Raw genomic sequence first — 19,337 nt, 5'->3', positions numbered from 1 at the left:
CAACCCGTCCGTGCCGAGCCTGTCGAAGCACTGCCTTCCTTGTCCCGCTTCGATAGAAGAACGATCCTTCGGCGGGCTCGGGACATGCGGAGCCCGGGTCGGCGTCTGATGCTAGCTCGCCTCCTCATCCTCGTTGCGCGCGCGTGGCAGCTCGGCCCCTCGGTCGTCCTTCCACCCACGTGCCGATACGCGCCAAGCTGTTCGGCCTATGCAATCGAGGCACTTCGCCGCTATGGCGCGCTCAAGGGGGGTGGCTCGCGCTGCGCCGTATCGGGCGCTGCCACCCTTGGGGCGGCTCCGGCTACGATCCGGTTCCCCACCATCCCGGCGCATGCCGACCGCACGATGACGACAGGATTTCCGACCGGTGAAAGACGACAAGCAGAATTTCATCCTGTTCGCGGTAATCGCGGCGCTCATCCTGTTCGGCTGGCCGTATGTGCAGGGCAAGTTCTTCCCGACCGCCAATCCGCCGGTGACGCAGATCGTCGACGGCAAGGCGAAGGTCGTGCCGAATCCGGCCGCCGATCCCGCCGCGGACAGCCCTGCGGCGACGCGCGACCGCCAGCTTGTGCTCGCCGAAACCCCGCGCATCCGCATCGCCACGCCCACGCTCAGCGGCTCGATCAACCTGAAGGGCGCGCGGATCGACGATCTCGTGCTGACCCGGTACAAGGAAACGATCGCAAAGGATTCCGCGCCGATCCGCCTCTTGTCGCCGGCCGGATCGCCCGACGCCTATTTCGCCGGTTTCGGCTGGCAGGATAACGGGTTGAAACCACCCGCAAAGGATGCCGTCTGGACCGCGACGGGCGATGTGCTCGCGCCCGGCAAGCCCGTCCGCCTCGACGCCGCCAACGCGCAGGGCCAGCGCTTCCGCATCGAACTCGCTGTCGACAGCGGCTATATGTTCACGATCCGCCAGACGGTTCTCAACACCTCGGCTAATGCAGTGCCGGTGGCGAGCTATGCGCTGGTGAACCGCTCGGGCCATTCGAAGGACCCGACGTCCTGGACGACGCATGTCGGCCCGATGTCGGTGCATGACGGCGGCGCGCATTACGGTCCCAACTTCACCGATCTGGACGAGACGGCCGACCCCGGCTTCTCCGTGAAGGGCGGCTGGCTCGGCTTCACCGACAAATACTGGCTGACCGCCTTGATCCCGGATCAGGGTCAGCAGGTGTCGGCGCAGTTCCAGAAGGGCGGCAACAACACCTATCAGGGCAATTTCGCCAGCACGCCGCGTCTGCTCGGTTCCGGACAGGCGCTGACCCAGACGAGCCGTTTCTTCGCCGGTGCGAAGGAAGTGAAGCTGCTCCAGACGTACGAGAATGACGGCAAGATCCTCATGCTCGACAAGGCGATCGACTGGGGCTGGTTCGAGATCGTGGAGAAGCCGATCTTCACCTATCTCGACTGGCTGTTCCGGATGGTCGGCAATTTCGGCGTCGCCATCATCCTGCTCACGCTCACGATCCGCGGCCTGATGTTCCCGATCGCGCAGAAGCAGTTCAAGTCGATGGCCGCGATGAAGCTGTTGCAGCCCAAGATGAAGGCGCTGCAGGAACGCTACAAGGACGACAAGCCGCGCCAGCAGCAGGAGATCATGGCGCTCTACAAGACGGAAAAGGTCAATCCCCTCGCCGGCTGCCTGCCTACGCTTCTGCAGATCCCGATCTTCTACGCGCTGTACAAGGTGTTGCTGCTGACGATCGAAATGCGTCACCAGCCGTTCGTGCTGTGGATCAAGGATCTGTCCGCGCCCGATCCCGCGACGATCCTCAACGCGTTCGGCTATCTCAACTTCACCCCGCCGCACTTCCTGGCCATCGGTATCGTCCCCGTCCTGCTCGGCATCAGCATGTACTTCCAGTTCAAGCTGAACCCGGCACCGATGGACGATACGCAAAAGCAGATCTTCGCGATCATGCCGTGGGTGCTGATGTTCGTGATGGCGCCGTTCGCAGTCGGCCTGCAGGTCTACTGGATCACGTCCAACTGCCTGACGATCCTGCAGCAACGCCTGCTCTACGCACGCCATCCCGGCATGCGTGATCCGGTGGTGAAGTAAGCGACGCAGTATTCGCCAACGTCATCCCCGCGAAGGCGGGGATCCATAAACTCCGCCCGGAATGTGGATCGAAAAGACAGCCAGTATGGATTCCCGCCTTCGCGGGAATGACGTGTATGGGTCGGAAGCGATAAGCGCCGAATTGAACGGACCGAAACGATGACCGACGACCAGACCCCAGAAGCCCCCACCCCGGAAGCCCCCGCAGCCGAAACGGAAAAGTTCACCCCCGAACTGCTCGAACGGTCGCGCAAGATCTTCTCCGGGCCGGTCACCTTCCTGAAATCCGCGCCGAAACTGGAATTCCTGCCCGACGCGCATGTCTCCGAAATCGCCTTTGCCGGTCGCTCCAACGTCGGAAAATCGTCGCTGCTCAACGCGCTTACCGGACGCAAGGCGCTCGCCCGCACCTCGGTCACGCCGGGACGTACGCAGGAACTGAACTTCTTCGACGTGGGCGAACCGCTCGCCTTCCGGCTGGTCGACATGCCGGGCTATGGCTTCGCCAAGGCGCCCAAGAATATTGTCAAGCAGTGGCGGTTCCTGGTGAACGACTTCCTGCGCGGTCGCCAGGAATTGAAGCGCGTCCTCGTCCTCATCGACAGCCGCCACGGCATCAAGGATGTCGATCGCGAGATACTGGAAATGCTCGACAAGGCCGCCGTCAGCTATCGAATGGTCCTGACCAAGGCCGACAAGATCAAGGCCAGCGAACTGGCCGACGTCTATCGCCGCACACAGGAAGAAGCCCGCAAGCGCCCCGCCGCGCACCCCGACATCCTGCAAACCTCCAGCGAAACCGGCCTCGGCATCCCCGAACTCCGGGCGGCGGTGATCGAGGCGATCGGGTAGCGCGGCCGACCCCTCGTCATTCCCGCGAAGGCGGGAATGTGGATTCACGTTTGAAGTGCACCGTTTGAGAGAGCGATGAATGCCTCGGCGGGTGTCTGGAAGTCGAGGCATTTTCTGGGGGTATTGTTGAGGCGCTCGGCATAGGCACGGAGTTGCCGGTGGGTGATCGTGTCGAGGTCGGTCTTGCGGGGCAGGACGCGGCGCAGCCGGCCGATGGTATTTTCGACCCCGCCTTTTTGCCAGGGGCTGCGGACATCGCAGAAGAAGGTGGCGACGCCGAGACGATCGTGCAGGCGATAATGCTCGGCGAACTCGGTGCCGTTATCGAAGCTGATGGTGCGCCGCATGTCGCGGGGGATGGCGCGCAGGTGCGCTGCGATACGGCTGGCGGTCAAGGCGCCTTTGCGGTGCGGTGGCTTGTCGAGGATGGTGAAGCGGGTTGTCGTTCGTGCATGACGAGGATGTTGTGGCCGTATCGGGCGAACAGCATGTAGTCGGCCTCCCAGTGGCCCGGCTGGTCGCGCCGGTCGGCCTCTGCGGGCCGTTCGGACAGGGGTATACGGTGCTGGATGAAGCTGGCCGGACTGCCGCCGCGGCGTGCATATCGCCCGCGCCTGAACTTCGCGCGGGGCAGCAGGCGGTGCCAATGGTCTTTCTGCGCCGAGCGGTGATAGACGTAGCGATAGATTGACTCATGGCTGATCACGGTGCGACCAGCATCACGCGCCAGCCGGCCGGCGATCTGTTCGGGGGAATGTCCCATCGCAAGGCCTTTCCTCACGATCTCTCGCAGGTCCGGCTGGCGTACCAGCTTGAAGCGGCCGTCCCAGCGCCGCCGCCGTGCCGCCAGCGCATGCGCCCGCGCCGGGGCATAGCCCCCATCCCAGACCTTCGTCCGCTGGCTGTTGCGCCGCCGCTCGCGACCGATCGTCGTATGATCCCGGCCGATCGCCGCCGCTATCGCACGATCCGACAGCCCGGCGGCATGCAACCGCGCAATCTCGATCCGCTCGTCTAGGCTGAGCTGCCTGTATCTTCGCCCCATCGCACTACCACCCTAGCAGTGGTGCACTTCTTTCGTGAGTCCAGGGATTCCATACTGGCGAACCTCCCGAATATAATCGAAATCTCAGCGATTATAGATTCCCGCCTGCGCGGGAATGACGAGGATTCGGCCAATTCGACGGAAGGTAAAAGACCTCCGACCGCCTGCGGCTTGGCCCCGACTGTCCTACAATGGCCGCCTGGGCTAGGTGAGGGGCAGTCAACCCGAACCCCACCGGACCCCCGTCGCGACCCCAGCCCCGCCCGCGCATATCCCCCAATACCGTGTGACCTTGTGTGAACTTCGGCCCCGCCCCCTCCCTTGAGAAGCCCGGCCCCAGGCGATAGGGCTGAGCGATGAAGCTCATCATCGGCAACAAGGCCTATTCGTCCTGGTCCCTGCGCGGCTGGCTCGCCTGCAAGCAATCCGGCCTGCTCTTCGAGGAAGTCGTCGTCCCGCTCTACGACGAGGAATGGGACCGGGTGCGCGAGGGCGACGAATTCGCGCCATCCTCGGGCAAGGTGCCGATCCTGTGGGATGGCGACGCGGTGGTGTGGGACAGCCTCGCCATCGTCGAATATCTCGCCGAAAGGACGCAGCGCGACCTGTTCTGGCCGGAAGACCCCGCCGCCCGTGCGATGGCGCGATCGATGGCGGCGGAGATGCATTCCAGCTTCACGGCCCTGCGCCGCACGCACAGCATGAACGTGCGCCAGATCTTCCCCCAAACCCCCGGCGCAGGATGTCGTTGCAGACCTCACCCGCATCATGGAATTATGGGCTCAGGCCCGCGCCCGCTTCGGCGGCGACGGCGATTTCCTGTTCGGCGCGTTCGGCGCGGCGGACATCATGTACGCGCCGGTCGTCACGCGCATCATCACCTACAGCCTGCCGATCGCCCGCTTCGCCACCGGCTATATGGACGCGGTCATCCATCACCCCTTCATGCAGGACTGGATCGCCGCTGCGCAGGAAGAGGAATGGGTGATCGAAAAGTTCGAGACGCCCGTCGCGTGACCGCAGTGCAACCGGACGTCGTAGAACTCGCCAGTGCGCTGATCGCCTGCGACAGCGTGACGCCCGCCACCGGCGCGGTGTTCGATGTGCTGGAGGCGGCGCTGGTGCCGCTTGGTTTCCACGTCGATCGCTTCATCATGGGGGAAGCCCCGGACGGCCCGGTCGAGAACATGCTGGCGACCCGCGGTACGTCGGGCCGGCACTTCGCCTTTGCCGGGCATCTCGACGTCGTGCCGCCCGGTTCCGGTTGGACCAGCGGCGCGTTCGTGCCGGAGGTGCGGGACGGCCTGCTCCACGGCCGGGGCGCAGTGGACATGAAGGGCGCGATCGCCGCCTTCGTCGCCGCAATCCCGCCTGCCTCCGATGGCATGATCAGCCTGATCATCACCGGCGACGAGGAAGGCCCTGCAACCTACGGCACCCCGGTCATCATAGACCGCATGGCAGCGCGCGGGATCAGGCCGGACCTGTGCCTTGTCGGCGAACCAACCTCGGCCAAACATCTGGGTGATATGATCAAGATCGGGCGGCGCGGCTCGGTCAATATCTGGATCGACGTTCCCGGTCGCCAGGGTCATGTCGCCTACCCACACCTTGCCGACAACCCGATCCCGCGCCTCGTCGCCGCACTTTCCGAGATCGATGCGATCGTTCTCGATGAAGGGAACGCCTGGTTCCAGCCGTCGAACATCGAGGTGACGGATATCACGGTCGGCAATCCCGCAACCAACGTCATTCCCGCACACGCCTCCGCCCGGCTCAGCATCCGCTTCAACGACGAACATACGGGCGCAGACCTCGCCGCGCGCATCGAAGCGGTGGTTCACCGTCATGCGCCGGAGGCGAAGGTCGTGGCGCGCATATCGGGCGAGGCATTCCTGACCCCGCCCGGCGCATTCTCCGCGATGATCGCCGATGCGATCACCGCCCGCACGGGGCTGATACCAGACTTGTCCACCACCGGCGGCACGTCCGACGCGCGCTTCCTGTCGGCGCTGTGCCCCGTAGTGGAGTTCGGCCTGCTCAACGCCACGATGCATAAGCTGGACGAGGCCGTCGCCGTCGAGGACCTGCGCAGCCTCCGCGATATCTACGCCGACATCCTGGCGCGCGCCCTCGCCTGACGGCGCGCGTCAGAAGTCCTTCGAATACCGCACGCTCACGTTCGATCCGCCGAACGATCCCGCCTGCGACAGCAACGACAGGCTCTTCGTCAGCGCGATCTGCAGTTGCGTCGCGGTGAAGCCACGCGAGTCGGTGATGATCTCGACATAGATATTGTCGGTCAGATACTTGCCCGCCGCCAACGATGTCCCCCGCCCGGTCGCCTCATCGGCGCCGAGGATGCGCAGTCGATCGAAGCCGGTCGCCGAGCGCAGCTTGCCGAGCGGGTTGAGCCCGCCGCCGCTGGACCCACGCAGCGAATTCAGCGCCGCCGCCAACTGGATCGCCTCGGTCGCGGACAGGTTCGTCACCGACGATCCGAACAGCAACCGGCTGAGCACCTCGTCCTGCGGCAGCGACGGGGTAGACGTGAAGGCGATGCGTGGGTTCTGGCCCGTGCCGGTGATGTTGATATTGACGGTGATGCCGTTGGTCGTCGTGCTCGCGGCGATCGCGATCTGCGGATCGGTCAGCGCGCCGCCATCGAAGCGGATATCGCCACTGGTGATCTCGAACCGCTTGCCCGAGAAGCTATAGGTGCCGCGCACGATCTGGATACGCCCGACCACCTTAGGCGCAGCGGACGTCCCGCCGACCTGCATGTCCATCTCCCATTCGGACTCCAGCCCCATGCCGCTGACGTACAGTTGGTTGTTCGCCCGCACCCGCAGGTCCAGCTTGAACAGCCCGGCGGGCGTCGCCGCGGGACGATCCGTCGGTCGCGTCACCAGATCGCTCTTGCGCCGCACGCCCGTCAATTCTGGTACTTCCGCCTGTCCCTGCGTCACGATTGCGTAGCGAGCTTCCGGGATGATCAGGTCGCCCTTGATCAAACCGCCGTCGCGCGCCGAATTGGTGATTGCGATCGTGCCGGTAGCCGTCGCACTCAGGTCATCGCTGCGCGCCAACCGCGCATTGTTCAGCCGCGCCTGGATGCTGATCGGGAAGCCTTCTGCCGCAGCGAACCCGACCGAACCCTGCGCCTGAACCGTCCCCTCACCCGCATTTGCCTGCAACTGCGTGATCTGGAGCCGGGTATTATCGAAACGCCCGGCCAGCTTCATGTTGGTCAGCCGCGTGCCATAGACTTCGTTCTCGTACGTCAGCTTGTCCGCACGCAGCACGCCGTTCAGCGTCGGCGCATCCACGCGACCGCCGAAATCCGCTGCCACGGCAATGCCGCCCGTCAATTGCTGGCGCGCTTGCCCCGCGAGGCTGAACAGCACGCCGGCCGGGCCGTTATACCGGATACCGCCCGAAAGTGGCCCCGCCATGAGCCGTTCCGACCAGGACGCGCCGGCACCCGGACGCACCGTCGCCACCATCCGACCGACCGTGGTCGGACCGCGCTTGACCAAGGCACGCGCATCGCCGCCGCCATTCGCCAAACGTCCGGCGAATTCAATGTTCACTGGTTCGGACACGGCAGCAAGGCTGGACCGGGTGAAGTTGGTGATCGTCATCCGCGCATCCGCTGTCGGCGCGGCGGCACCGGCGGCCTGCGCGAAATCCAGACTACCCGTCGCCGATCCGCCCAGGCCGAGGTTCGGCACCAGCGCATTGGCGATCGACAGGTCCAGCTTATCCAGCCGCGCTTGCAGCGTCATGCCCCGCCCATACGTTCCCGCAACCCGCGCGGTCCCCTGATCGAAGTCGATCCGCGTCGGCAGCAATCGATATTCAGGGCCAGCAATCTGGATCCGGGCAGGATTGCCAGTCCGAAAACCGATCCCGTTCGCGCGCCCCTGCGCCGCCACCAGCCACAGATTGGGGCTGAGCCGCGAATTGACCGCGATATTGAAGGGTACGCCGTTGGACCCGGTCGCGACCGCCTGTGCCGTGCCGCTGCCACCCGCATAGTTGATCTTCGCGCGTGCCGAGGACAGCACGGTCGGACCATAGCGGAGGTCCGCGACCTGCACGTCGGCCCTGACCGCTGGCTTGTCGTACAGGACTACGTTCGCGGCGATGATCGCGCGGCCGATCGTGAAATCTACGTTGCCTGGTATCTTCGCTGCATAGGCCCGCGCGGCGATCTCGGCCCGCTGGTACTTGCCCTGTGCGCCCAGATTGGCGGCGCCGGTGATGCCCGATCCGGCGAACTGGATCCGCCCGGCGAACGGCCCGGCGGGTAGTTGCTGTACGCGACCGCTGAAATTGACGCCGGCGAACCGCGCGGTTCGGATATCGACCGCCAGCACCGCGCTCGGCCGGACCAAGACATCGGCGGAGAACGGCCCGTAAGTCGTCCCGCCGGTCGCGACGATGGCGTAGGACGTTCCGTTTCCGCGAACGCGTGCTTCCAGGTTGACCAGTCCGACGCCGACGCCGGGCCGGGGTGCGCGCAGCAGTACCACTGGTTGGGTCGCGCTCCCCGTGATGCGAGCGGCCAACGGTCCGTATTGCGTCGAATAGGCGTCCGCATTGACCAGCAATGCTCCGGTCGGATCGTAGCGACCCGAGCCGTTCTTGACGCGGAACTGCGGAGCGCTGAGCCGCAGATTGCGGAACGTAATGATGCCCTCGGGATCGTATCCGATATCCGTCCGCACGATCGCATTGCCGCCGAGGAAGTTGGCGACGCCGGAATTGAAGATCTGCGATGTGCGTGCGACGACACGACCGGTGATACCGAAGCCACCCTGTGGTGCGGCGACTAGCTTGGCGTCGGTCTGCAGGTTGATGATGCCGATGCTCTCGACGCGGAAATTGTTCACGCGCCCGTTCAGGCCACCGGTATATCGACCGGTCTGCATATTCGCCGCGATGATGGCGGTCGCATCGATCCGCTTCGACCGGATGCGCAGATTGTCCGACAAGATATTGACGCCCGAGATCGCGAGGTCGCCCTCGATCGCCACGTTATCGAGCAGGTCGCCCGCCGCCGCCGGCAATCCGGCGATCCGCCGCGCCCGCGCCTTGATCGGCACCAGGATGTGCTTCGAATCGACCTTCGCCAGCCCCGATGCATAGAGATCATCGACCCGCGTCTCACCGAAGCCAAGCGCGCGCGCCTGAACGACGTAATTGACGGTCGGCGTCGCAAACGCGCCATCCAGAACGACGCTGGCGGCGACGTCACTTCCGTTGAGGTTCGGCAAGATCGCGCCCGGCGTGAGCAGGCGCGCATCGACCTTCAACTGCCCGAAACGGCTCGTCGCGAGATCCACCAGCCCTTGGCCGGCTACCGCAAGCGCGTCGGACTTCAGGCGGAATTGCGTATTCACCTTTCGCTGATCGAGCGTCGCATCGATCGCTAGCTCGAGCTGCGGCGCGGTAATCGCGGCGAGCGGATTCGTCGCATCGGGCTGTTGCTGACGGCCCGCGCGGACCTGCGCGACGCCTTCGGCAGGCGTGTCTGCGTACAGGGCCGGATGTGCATTACCGCGGATTTTGAACTTGCCGTCGTTCGCAGCCAGGTCGAGATCGGCAAGCGACTTGCCCCCCAGGCTGGCAATCGCCTTGCCACGCCAGGCCTTCCAACTGCCCTGCCCGGTCACGGTAGCATCCAGCGCCTGCTTCAACCCGCCCATCGTCGCGACCACGCCGTCGGCAGGTGCCGTCAGCCGGGCATCGAGGTCCAGCTTGTTCTGGTCCGGCACCGCGTCGAGCTTCAGCGTCAACCGGTCACCGCCGGCAATCCCAGGGCCGGTCAGCGCCATCGCATTCGCGGTCAGCTGCGCGCGCGCGTCCGCGATATGTACGCCGCTGTCGAACCGGACGATATGCGGCTGGCCCGAAACCGCCTTGCTGACGACAAAGCGATCGACGGTCAGGCGGCCGATATCGATGTCGAGATCGGGCAGCAGCGGCGCATTGGGGTCGCTCGGCGTCTGCTTGAGTTCCGGAGACCGTTGCAGCGTGATCAGCTTGGCCCCGGCCGATCGGACGTCGACATGGTTCTTCAGGAACGCGAATGGCCGCCAGTCCACGTCGAGCCGCGGCGACGTCAGGAACACGCCCCTCGGATCGCTGACGCGTACGTCGGTCAGTACCATCTTGCCGTAGATCGATCCGTCGATCCGCCCGACCTTGATGTTCAGGCCGGACGCCGTTTCATATCCGCCGATATAGTTCGCGATGATCCGACGGCCGGGCGACGTGTTCACCCCGAGCAACAGCAACGCCGCCAGCACCAGCAGGCCGAGGATCGTCAGCGCGATCCATTTCAGGATGCGGGCCCATATCGGCCGCTTCTCGGTCACGACGGTCTTAGAGCCGCGATCCATTTCCATCTCGCCGGTCATCAGAACGCCTGTCCGATCGAGATGTACAGGGCGACCTTGCCGTCGCCCGGCCTTGGATTGAGCGGGGTTGCGACATCGACGCGCATCGGGCCGAAGTTGGTATAAAACCGTCCGCCGATGCCCGCGCCGTAGCGCAGGTCGCTGCCCTTGGGCGTGATCCCCTCATACGCGTTGCCGCCGTCGATGAACGGCACGATGCCGAAATTGCCGAAGCGGTAGCGTGCCTCGAGCGAGAATTCGTTGATGCTGCGTCCTCCGACCGGATCGCCGTTGGGGTCGAACGGCCCAAGCCGCTGATAGCCATAGCCACGGACCGATCCGCCACCGCCGCCGTAGAAACGACGCGATGGCGCGAGATCGTCACGCGCGATACCGGGGATGGTGCCGGCGCGGATACGCCCGGCCAGAACGATGCTTTCGGAGACGGGCTGGTAGATGCTGCCTTCGACCAGGACGCGGGCATAGGGCCGTACGCCGCCGCTCACCGAGGCTTCTGGGCTCAGGCTGAACTTCAGGCGATACCCCTTCGTGGGGTTCAGCAGGCTATCGGACGTGTCGAACTGCACCTGCGACGGCAAGGCGGCGATGCCGTAGGTCCGCCGGGCATCGCGACCGAGGCCGAAATCGTAGACGCTTTCGTTCGTGCCGACGAGTTCGACACCGAATGCGTAGGTGAACTTCTTCTGCCAGATCGGCGTGGAATCGTAGCTGATGCGCGCCGACAGCGTACCGGTGAACGCGTTGAACGCGTCGTAATTGCTGTGGTTCGCCGCCGCCGTGATCGTCACCGTCCGGTCGCGCTTGCCCGCATTGGACCTGCGGAACGTACCGCTCAGCCCCTGCTCCTGCGTTCCCGCGATGACCGTGCCGATCAGAGCACCTTCGGGCGGGAAGACGTTGCGATGCGTGAACGACCCCTCGACCTTGATCCCCTCACCCGTTGAATAGCCCGCCGTCGCGGCCAGCGAGCGCGGTGGCCCGGCCTCCTGCCGGACGAGCAGATCGACTTTCTCGGTACCATCGGCTGCGATCACGCCGGTACGTCGCGGCTCGACCGATACCGTAGAGAACAAGCCGGTCGCGACGAGCGCATCGCGCAGGTCGTCGACCTTGCGATTGTCGTACAGTTCGCCGTCCTTGAAACGCGCAAGCACGCCGACATGCTTCGCGTCGAACGCCAGCTTGCCCTCGGTCGAGTAGGTGCCGAACGACGATCGGGGTCCGGTATCCACAGGCAACGTATAGTCCCCGGTCCATTTGGCATCGTCGAGCAGGATGTCGCGCTGCCCCACCGCGACGAACGGATAGCCTTGCTGCGGTAATTTCAGGGCGAGATTGGCCTCGGCGCCCTGGATCCGATCCGCTTCGATACGATCGCCGATCTTCAGCGGCAGTTCGCGGATCAGCAGGTCCGGCGGCAATACCGGTCCGGCATCGATCTTGACCGACGACAGCGTGTAGACGTTGCCCGGCGTCGCGCTGACGATGGCGCGGATCGGATCGCCGGCGTTCGCTGGCGGCTGTTCGATCGTCGAGATCGCCGTGCCGTCATAATAGCCCTTGGACTTCATCAACCGGACGGCCAGCGCCTCGTCCTCTCGGGCGCGCGCCGTGATCATCGCAGCATTCGCCGCCTTTCCGCCGCCTTCCTTCAGCGCGGAAAGTCCGTTGAACTGGCCGGTCAGGTCGAGATCGTCCAGCCCCCGGACAACGGTCGTGTAGCGAATGACGACATCCTTGTCGTCGATATCGGCCACTTCCGTGGGCGGCGTCGAATCGAAGGTTCCGAGCGGCGGAAGCGGTGCGGTCAGTTCGGGCGTCTCAGCCATGACCGGCGCCAGCGCTTCGTTGGCGCCGGTGGGTTGCACGTTACCGGACGGGGCCGCGCCCGGTGCCGCAGGCATCGGTTCGAGCGGCGCGTTGATGTCGTCGCTGAGTACCGGCAGCGCGGAATCGAATTGCGGATCGGACACGATCGGCTTGTCCGCCTGCGGATCGACCGGTTGAGCCTGCACCGGAGCGGACGGCTGCTGAACCTGACCCGCATTGGACTGCTGCACCTGACCCGCCAGTGCCAGGACCAACCAACTCGACGTAAACCACAAACCAGTCAAAACGCACGCTTCCCCTTTGGGGAGCGGCCTAACGGCCGTCTGGTCCCCACCTTTTCAACCTTACGCACGGTATTCCGAATGGTTCCGCGGATTCCGCGTCGAGATTGACCCAGGTTAGCGATCAGCCGGACGCCTTCAGACGCAGCCGGAATTCATGCAGCAATGGCTCCGTGTACCCGCTCGGCTGCTCGACGCCCTGAAACACCAATGCACGCGCCGCCTGATAGGCGAGGCTCGCATTCTCATTACCGGACATCGGGCGATAGAGCGGATCGCCTTCGTTCTGACCATCGACCTTCTTCGCCATCCGCCGGAGCGCCGCGTCGACATCCGCCTCGGTCGCGACCCCGTGCAGCAGCCAGTTGGCCATGTGCTGCGACGATATTCGCAGCGTGGCGCGATCCTCCATCAGTCCGATATCGTGGATATCCGGCACCTTGGAACATCCGACGCCCTGATCGATCCAGCGCACGACATAGCCCAATATGCCTTGCGCATTGTTGTCCAACTCCGCGCGGACTTCCTCCGCCGTCCAGTTGCGGCCACCCGCGACGGGAACGTTCAGCAGACGATCCAGTCCGGGCACAGGCTCGGAGGCGATCGCCTTTTGCGCGGCGAAAACATCGACGTCGTGATAGTGCATCGCGTGCAGCGTGGCCGCCGTCGGCGACGGCACCCAGGCGGTGTTCGCACCCGATTTCGGATGTGCGATCTTCTGCTCCATCATATCGGCCATCCGGTCCGGCGCGGCCCACATGCCCTTGCCGATCTGCGCCCTGCCGCTCAGTCCGGCAGCAAGGCCGATGCGGACGTTGCGATCCTCATACGCCTTGATCCAGTCGCTGGACTTCATCTCTGCCTTGGGGATCATCGGCCCCGCACGCATCGCGGTATGCATCTCGTCGCCCGTCCGATCGAGGAAGCCGGTGTTGATGAACACGATCCGGTCCTTCACCGCCGCGATGCATGCGGCGAGGTTCGCAGACGTCCGCCGCTCCTCGTCCATCACGCCGATCTTGACGGTATGCCGATCCAGCCCAATGAGATCCTCGACCGCATCGAACAGGGCATTGGCGAACGCACATTCCTTCGGCCCATGCATCTTGGGCTTCACGATGTAGATCGAGCCTGCGCGGCTGTTCCTGAACCGACCGAGACTCCTGAGATCATACAGACCGATCGTGGACGTCAGGATCGCGTCCAGGATGCCCTCGGGCGCTTCGCCGCCGCCTGGCAGGGTTACCGCCGGCGTGGTCATCAGATGGCCGACGTTGCGCACGAACAACAGGCTGCGCCCGGCGATCGTCACCGTGCCGCCTTCCGGCGAGACATAGTCGCGATCCGCCTCCAGCTTCCGGACGATCGTCCGGCCACCCTTTCGAAGCTTTCCTCGAGATCGCCGCGCATCAGGCCCAGCCAGTTGGTATAAGCGGCAACCTTGTCGTTCGCGTCGACCGCGGCAACCGAATCCTCCAGATCGACGATCGTGCTCAACGCCGATTCCAGCAGCACGTCGGCGATACCGGCCGGATCGTCACGCCCGACCGACGAAGCGCGATCGATTACGATCTCGACGTGCAGTCCGTTATGCTTAAGCAGCACCGATGCGGGGTTGGCCGGATCGCCGCGATATCCGGCGAGAGCCGCGGGATCGGCAAGCGCCGACGCACCCTGAACGGTCAACTCGCCCTGCACGATCGCAAGTCCGGACACGTCGCTCCACGACCCCGACGCGAGCGGCACCGCTTTGTCGAGAAACGCCTTCGCCGCCACGACGACCTGAGCGCCCCGTTCGGTATCGTATCCGCCCGCCCGTGCTTTCCCCGGCAGCGCGTCGGTTCCGTAAAAGGCGTCGTACAGACTGCCCCAGCGCGCGTTCGCCGCGTTCAGGACGAAGCGCGCATTCAGGATCGGCACCACCAACTGCGCGCCGGCCATCGTCGCCACTTCGGCGTCGACATGCTCCGTGCCGATCGTGAACGGGGCAGGCTCGGGCACAAGATAGCCGATCTCGCGCAGGAACGCCTCGTCCGCCGCACCGCCAGCGGTATATTGCGCGTCGATTTTCGACTGTAGCGCTTCGCGCTCGGCCAGCAATTGGCGGTTTTCCGGCGTGAACCGCTCGAATATCCCCGCAACGCCCCGCCACCAGCCATCGGCAGTAATACCGAGGTCCGGCAGCACCTTGTCCTCGACGAAACGCACCAGCGGCTCGGCAACGGATAATCCGGCGCGGTCGATCATGTCGGGCATTCAGTCCTCCTTGGAATATGGTCGTGCATGCCTGGGGAGGGCCTGGCGCATCGCCTAACCGGCGGATACGATTCCCGCAACGTCCATGTCGTTGGTCAATGACCGCTATTCGGGATCCATCTCTGCCGCGGAAGCCTCCAGCCGATCGAGCAAAGTTCGAAACGCCGTCAGTTCCTTCGCGGAAAAACCGCTGAAGACCTGCGCTTCCAGCTCCAGCGCCTTGGGGGCCACGTTATTGTAAAGCGCCCGCCCCGCCGCCGTCAGGGACAAAAGGTGCGAGCGCTGGTCCTGGGCGTTGGGTTGACGCGCAACCAGGCCGCGATCGACCAGCGCGATCGCCGCGCGGCTGACCGTTACCTTGTCCATCCGCGTCGCCAGCCCCAGCGCCTGCTGCGTCATCCCGTCGCCTTCCGCGATGACCGCGATCAAGCGCCACTCGGCGATCTTCAGGCCGAACAGGGATTGATAGGCGGTCGCGACGACCGAGGACACACGGTTGGAAGCGATCGACAATCGATAGGGGAGGAACTCGTCGAGTTTCAGCGTCGCCATATTCGGCGTCTTATCGCTACGACCTGTCGCCGTCATGCCCCGAAAGCACGACGAAGACGCGGAGAGATGCTGGACGCACCCGTAATCGCTCGATATAGTATCATCCGAAACCACTTCCCGGAGAGCGATCATGTCCGCAGTCCAAGAATCGACCGTCGAGAACCCGATGGGCCTGAACGGCTTCGAATTCGTCGAGTTCACCTCGCCCGATCCGGAGGCGCTGGCGGACCTGTTCGTGAAGATGGGCTTCACGCATGTCGGCAATCACAAGTCGAAGAACGTCCGCCGTTATGCGCAGGGCGACATCAATTTCCTTCTGAACATGGACGAAGCAGGCCAGGTCGCCGGCTTCCGCAACGCCCACGGCCCCAGCGCCAATGCGATGGCGTTCCGTGTCGCGGACGGCGAACAGGCGCTGAAGCTCGCGCTCGATCGCGGCGCGGCGGCGGTAAAGGGCGAACACGGACCGGGCGAACTCGATATTCCGGCGATCGAGGGTATCGGCGGCGCCAACCTGTATCTCGTCGATGAAAAGTCGAAGATTTACGAAACCGATTTCGAGCCTGTCGCAGGCACATCGCCCGACGATCACAGCGTCGGCCTGCACACGCTCGACCACCTCACCCACAATCTCCAGCGCGGCCGGATGGATTATTGGGCGAACTATTACGAGAGCATCTTCAACTTCCGCCAGATCCGCTATTTCGACATCGAGGGTCAGGCGACCGGCCTGTTCAGCAAGGCGATGACCGCGCCCGACGACAAGATCCGTATCCCGCTGAACGAAAGCCAGGACGAGCATTCGCAGATCGAGGAATTTATCAAGGATTACAAGGGCGAAGGCATTCAGCATCTGGCGCTGGCGACCGATGACATCTTTGCAACCGTCGATCAGTTGCGCGCGAACGGCGTCAAGTTCCAGACGACGCCGCAAACCTATTTCGACCTGATCGACAAGCGTCTGCCGGGCCACGATCACGACGTCGAGGAAATGCGCAAGCGCGACATCCTGATCGACGGCGCACCTGAAACGGGTGGCGGTCTGCTGTTGCAGATCTTCACCGAGAATATGGTCGGTCCGATCTTCTTCGAGATCATCCAGCGGAAGGGCAATGACGGCTTCGGCGAAGGCAACTTCAAGGCCCTGTTCGAAAGCATCGAACTGGACCAGATCCGTCGCGGCGTCGTTCCCGGCGCGGTCGAGGCCTGAACGACCCGGTCGTGCTGAGCTTGCCGAAGCACGTGGCCATCAACACGTCCTTCGACGAGCGAAGCATGAACGGAGTTTGATATGTCCGATCACGACTACATGACCGGGTTCGGCAATCACTTCGCGACGGAGGCAGTGGCCGGCGCACTGCCGGCCGGACGCAACTCCCCGCAGAAACCGCCGTTCGGCCTGTATGCCGAACAGCTGAGCGGGACGGCATTCACCGCGCCTCGTCACGAAAACCGGCGGTCATGGCTCTACCGGTTGCGACCAAGTGCCGCGCACCCGGCTTTCATCCGCTATGATGGGGCCTCGCTGTTCGCGCCCGGGACAAGCGAGGCGCCACTTGCGCCCAACCGTCTCCGTTGGGGGCCGCTGGAGATTGGCCCGCAGGACTGGCTCGACAGCCTGACGACGATGGTCGTCGCGGGTGAAGGGCCGGCGACGCAGACCGGCGTCGCTATCCACATCTATCGCGCGCAGAAAGACATGGAGAATCGCGCGTTCGTCAGCGGCGACGGCGAGATGTTGATCCTGCCCGAACATGGCGCGTTGACGATACTGACAGAACTAGGCCGGTTGGATATCAAGCCGGGCGAGGTCGCGCTGATACCGCGCGGCGTTCGTTTCCGCGTGACGCTGCCGGATGGCGAAGCACGCGGATATGTCGCCGAAAACCACGGCGCGCCGTTCCGCTTGCCCGACCTCGGGCCGATCGGATCGAACGGTCTGGGCAACCCGCGCGACTTCGAAACGCCTGTAGCGTGGTTCGAGGATGTCGAGGGCGAGTACCAGCTCGTCCAGAAGTTCATGGGCCATCTGTGGGCGACCGATCTCGGCCGCTCGCCCCTGGATGTCGTCGCCTGGCACGGCAATTATGCGCCGTGGAAATATGATCTTTCCCGGTTCAACACGATCGGCAGCATAAGTTTCGATCATCCCGATCCCAGCATCTTCACCGTGCTCACCAGCCCGTCCGATATGCCGGGCACCGCGAATGTCGATTTCGTGATCTTCCCGCCGCGTTGGATGGTGGCGGAGGACACGTTCCGCCCGCCCTGGTTCCATCGCAACACGATGAGCGAGTGCATGGGCCTGATCACTGGCCAGTATGATGCGAAGGCTGACGGCTTCCGCCCCGGCGCATTGTCACTGCACAATCAGATGAGCGGTCACGGTCCCGACGTGGCCAGTTGGCAGGGCGCGACGGCGGTGGACCTTAAGCCGCACAAGATCGACGGTACGATGGCATTCATGATCGAGAGCCGCTGGATTTTCCAGCCGACCGATTTCGCGCTGAGAACGAGCGCGCTGGACGAGGATTACGATCAGGCCTGGACCGGGTTTCCCAAGGCAAAGCTGCCTGACTAACTCAGATCAGTCGCATTTCGGGGAACGTCTGCAGCGGCTTGGACGTCTTCCCGCGACATGCCAGCACCCGCTACCCCTCTTTTCAAATGGCAGCACGACGCTCAGGCTCAGCTTGAAGCGATGATGCATGACCATGTCGCCGATCCTGCATTCCCCTGTGTCGGCGCCAAGGCGGCACTCGCCAAGGGAACGCTCCACGTCCTCGCGTGCAACCGCATCGATAGCGGCTGGGACGATCTCCGGATCCATGACGGCTTGCTTCGGTTCGCCGAGGCGTATCGCGAGGATCCGTCGCTGTTCCGCAGCTTCGCCGTGATCTTCGAAGGCCCAGACGATCTGTCCGAGAAAGCATTCGAGGCTCTGTTATGGAAGCGCGTCCAGTCGCTGTCCGACAAGGACGTCTGGCGTGGGCAATCCTATGACGAAGCGGTCAGCCCGGACCCTGAAAACCCGCATTTCTCGCTTAGCTTCGGTGGCGAGGCTTTCTTCATCGTCGGGCTGCATCCGCAGGCCAGCCGTCCTGCGCGCCGTTTTCCGCGTCCTGTGATGGTTTTCAATTTGCACGACCAGTTCGAGATCCTGCGTGCGCAGGGTAAGTATGAGAATATGCGAGAGAAGATCATGGTGCGCGACGAGGCGCTCGCGGGCACCCGCAACCCGATGCTGCAGCGTCACGGCGAGGGGAGCGAGGCGCGGCAATATTCCGGTCGCGAAGTCGGCGACGGCTGGAAGTGCCCCTTCAGCTATTCCGGATCCGCAAAGTGACCGACGCCATCGAAATTCCGGAACGCAGTGGGACAGCCTTCACGCTGAAACAGGGCGACACGCTCGTCGTGATCGATCCGCGTGGTGAGCAGGTCGCCGATCTGCTGGCATTCAATGCCGAGGACCTGAACGAGGTCATCTCGTCGGGCCGGACGCTTGACTATGCCGAGACGATATACCTGACGACCGATCACATCCTCTATTCCAACCGCAGCCGGCCGATGTTGACGATCGTGGACGATACGGTCGGACGGCATGACTTCCTGCTTACGCCGTGCTCGTTCGACACGTTTCACCACTTCTACCCGGATTTGCCCCCGCACCGCGGATGTTTCGGCAACCTCGCCACCGCGCTCGAGCCGTTCGGCGTTCAACCCGATCGCATCCCGACCGCGTTCAATTGCTTCATGAATGTCCCGATCGATGGCGAAACCGGCAGGCTGAAGGTTCTGCCGCCGATCAGCAAGGCGGGAGACCACGTCACGTTTCGCGCCGAGATGGACCTGATCATCGGCCTGACCGCCTGCTCGGCGCCGGACAGTAATGGGGGCACGTTCAAGCCGATACACTATCGGATCGAAGCCGCCTGCAGCCCGGTCACTACGCGCGTAGCAACACAGACCGACACTAGAAAATCGCGGTGAGTTCGCCTACATGCGCGACTTCTCATGGC

At 64.0% G+C, this 19,337-nt stretch carries 10 protein-coding genes and 4 pseudogenes; 9 read left to right on the top strand and 5 right to left on the bottom strand.

Going from position 1 to position 19,337, the window contains the following annotated elements; all coding sequences use genetic code 11:
- The first annotated feature begins 108 nt into the window (after window positions 1–108).
- From yidD to yihA, 3 genes and pseudogenes are all read left to right on the top strand, one after another.
- Window positions 109–371 (top strand): annotated as a pseudogene (gene yidD / locus H5J25_RS07930) (membrane protein insertion efficiency factor YidD).
- Entirely contained in the window at window positions 368–2,074 is a 1,707-nt protein-coding gene (gene yidC / locus H5J25_RS07925) for a membrane protein insertase YidC (RefSeq protein ID WP_202095509.1), read from the top strand. The pseudogene yidD and the gene yidC overlap by 4 nt, the downstream one beginning before the upstream one ends.
- 159 nt (window positions 2,075–2,233) lie before the next feature.
- A complete protein-coding gene (gene yihA, locus H5J25_RS07920) occupies window positions 2,234–2,926 on the top strand; it encodes a ribosome biogenesis GTP-binding protein YihA/YsxC (RefSeq protein ID WP_202095507.1) in 693 nt (230 codons plus the stop codon).
- Window positions 2,927–2,970: 44 nt separating this feature from the next.
- On the opposite strand, the pseudogene H5J25_RS07915 reads toward yihA, so the two are convergent.
- Window positions 2,971–3,971: pseudogene (locus H5J25_RS07915) on the bottom strand (IS30 family transposase).
- 356 nt (window positions 3,972–4,327) lie between these two features.
- On the opposite strand from H5J25_RS07915, the pseudogene H5J25_RS07910 reads away from it, so the two are divergent.
- Together H5J25_RS07910 and dapE are read left to right on the top strand one after the other, a co-directional pair.
- A pseudogene (locus H5J25_RS07910) lies at window positions 4,328–4,988 on the top strand (glutathione S-transferase family protein).
- The gene (gene dapE / locus H5J25_RS07905; RefSeq protein ID WP_225883435.1) at window positions 4,985–6,112 is read left to right on the top strand and encodes a succinyl-diaminopimelate desuccinylase; all 1,128 of its coding nucleotides are present in this window, start codon (window positions 4,985–4,987) and stop codon (window positions 6,110–6,112) included. Before H5J25_RS07910 ends, dapE begins: the two are co-directional and overlap by 4 nt.
- A gap of 9 nt (window positions 6,113–6,121) precedes the next feature.
- Here the strand turns inward: dapE and H5J25_RS07900 are convergent, their stop codons facing one another.
- The 4 genes and pseudogenes from H5J25_RS07900 to H5J25_RS07885 all read right to left on the bottom strand — a co-directional run bounded on the left by H5J25_RS07900 (window position 6,122) and on the right by H5J25_RS07885 (window position 15,318).
- Entirely contained in the window at window positions 6,122–10,399 is a 4,278-nt protein-coding gene (locus H5J25_RS07900; RefSeq protein WP_202095497.1) for a translocation/assembly module TamB domain-containing protein, read from the bottom strand.
- On the bottom strand, window positions 10,399–12,483 hold the full coding sequence (locus H5J25_RS07895; protein WP_225883434.1) for an autotransporter assembly complex protein TamA: 2,085 nt from the start codon (window positions 12,481–12,483) through the stop codon (window positions 10,399–10,401). The genes H5J25_RS07900 and H5J25_RS07895 overlap by 1 nt, the downstream gene beginning before the upstream one ends.
- 151 nt (window positions 12,484–12,634) lie before the next feature.
- Window positions 12,635–14,766 (bottom strand): annotated as a pseudogene (locus H5J25_RS07890) (malate synthase G).
- Between the two features lie 105 nt (window positions 14,767–14,871).
- A complete protein-coding gene (locus H5J25_RS07885) occupies window positions 14,872–15,318 on the bottom strand; it encodes a MarR family winged helix-turn-helix transcriptional regulator (protein WP_202095489.1) in 447 nt (148 codons plus the stop codon).
- Between the two features lie 130 nt (window positions 15,319–15,448).
- On the opposite strand from H5J25_RS07885, the gene hppD reads away from it, so the two are divergent.
- The 4 genes from hppD (at window position 15,449) to H5J25_RS07865 (ending at window position 19,308) form a co-directional block, all read left to right on the top strand.
- Complete coding sequence (gene hppD, locus H5J25_RS07880; protein ID WP_225883433.1) at window positions 15,449–16,528, top strand: 4-hydroxyphenylpyruvate dioxygenase; 1,080 nt, start codon at window positions 15,449–15,451, stop codon at window positions 16,526–16,528.
- An 81-nt stretch (window positions 16,529–16,609) separates the two neighbouring features.
- A complete protein-coding gene (gene hmgA / locus H5J25_RS07875) occupies window positions 16,610–17,899 on the top strand; it encodes a homogentisate 1,2-dioxygenase (RefSeq protein ID WP_202095487.1) in 1,290 nt (429 codons plus the stop codon).
- Window positions 17,900–17,956: 57 nt separating this feature from the next.
- Window positions 17,957–18,664, top strand: coding sequence for a guanitoxin biosynthesis heme-dependent pre-guanitoxin N-hydroxylase GntA (gntA, locus tag H5J25_RS07870; protein ID WP_202095485.1), 708 nt, complete (start codon window positions 17,957–17,959; stop codon window positions 18,662–18,664).
- A complete protein-coding gene (locus tag H5J25_RS07865) occupies window positions 18,661–19,308 on the top strand; it encodes a DUF1989 domain-containing protein (RefSeq protein ID WP_202095483.1) in 648 nt (215 codons plus the stop codon). The genes gntA and H5J25_RS07865 overlap by 4 nt, the downstream gene beginning before the upstream one ends.
- The last annotated feature ends 29 nt before the right edge of the window (window positions 19,309–19,337 follow it).

The sequence above is a fragment of the Sphingomonas aliaeris genome (assembly GCF_016743815.1).
Lineage (GTDB): Bacteria > Pseudomonadota > Alphaproteobacteria > Sphingomonadales > Sphingomonadaceae > Sphingomonas > Sphingomonas aliaeris.
Note: the sequence above shows the minus strand (reverse complement) of the source record. Positions and strands in the feature narration are given on the sequence as shown.

Coding starts and splice junctions, on each gene's coding strand:
- yihA (WP_202095507.1), top strand. CDS start 2,234: ATGACCGACGACCAGACCCCAGAAGCCCCCACCCCGGAAGCCCCCGCA.
- H5J25_RS07900 (WP_202095497.1), bottom strand. CDS start 10,399: ATGACCGGCGAGATGGAAATGGATCGCGGCTCTAAGACCGTCGTGACC.
- H5J25_RS07885 (WP_202095489.1), bottom strand. CDS start 15,318: ATGGCGACGCTGAAACTCGACGAGTTCCTCCCCTATCGATTGTCGATC.
- hppD (WP_225883433.1), top strand. CDS start 15,449: ATGTCCGCAGTCCAAGAATCGACCGTCGAGAACCCGATGGGCCTGAAC.
- hmgA (WP_202095487.1), top strand. CDS start 16,610: ATGTCCGATCACGACTACATGACCGGGTTCGGCAATCACTTCGCGACG.
- gntA (WP_202095485.1), top strand. CDS start 17,957: ATGCCAGCACCCGCTACCCCTCTTTTCAAATGGCAGCACGACGCTCAG.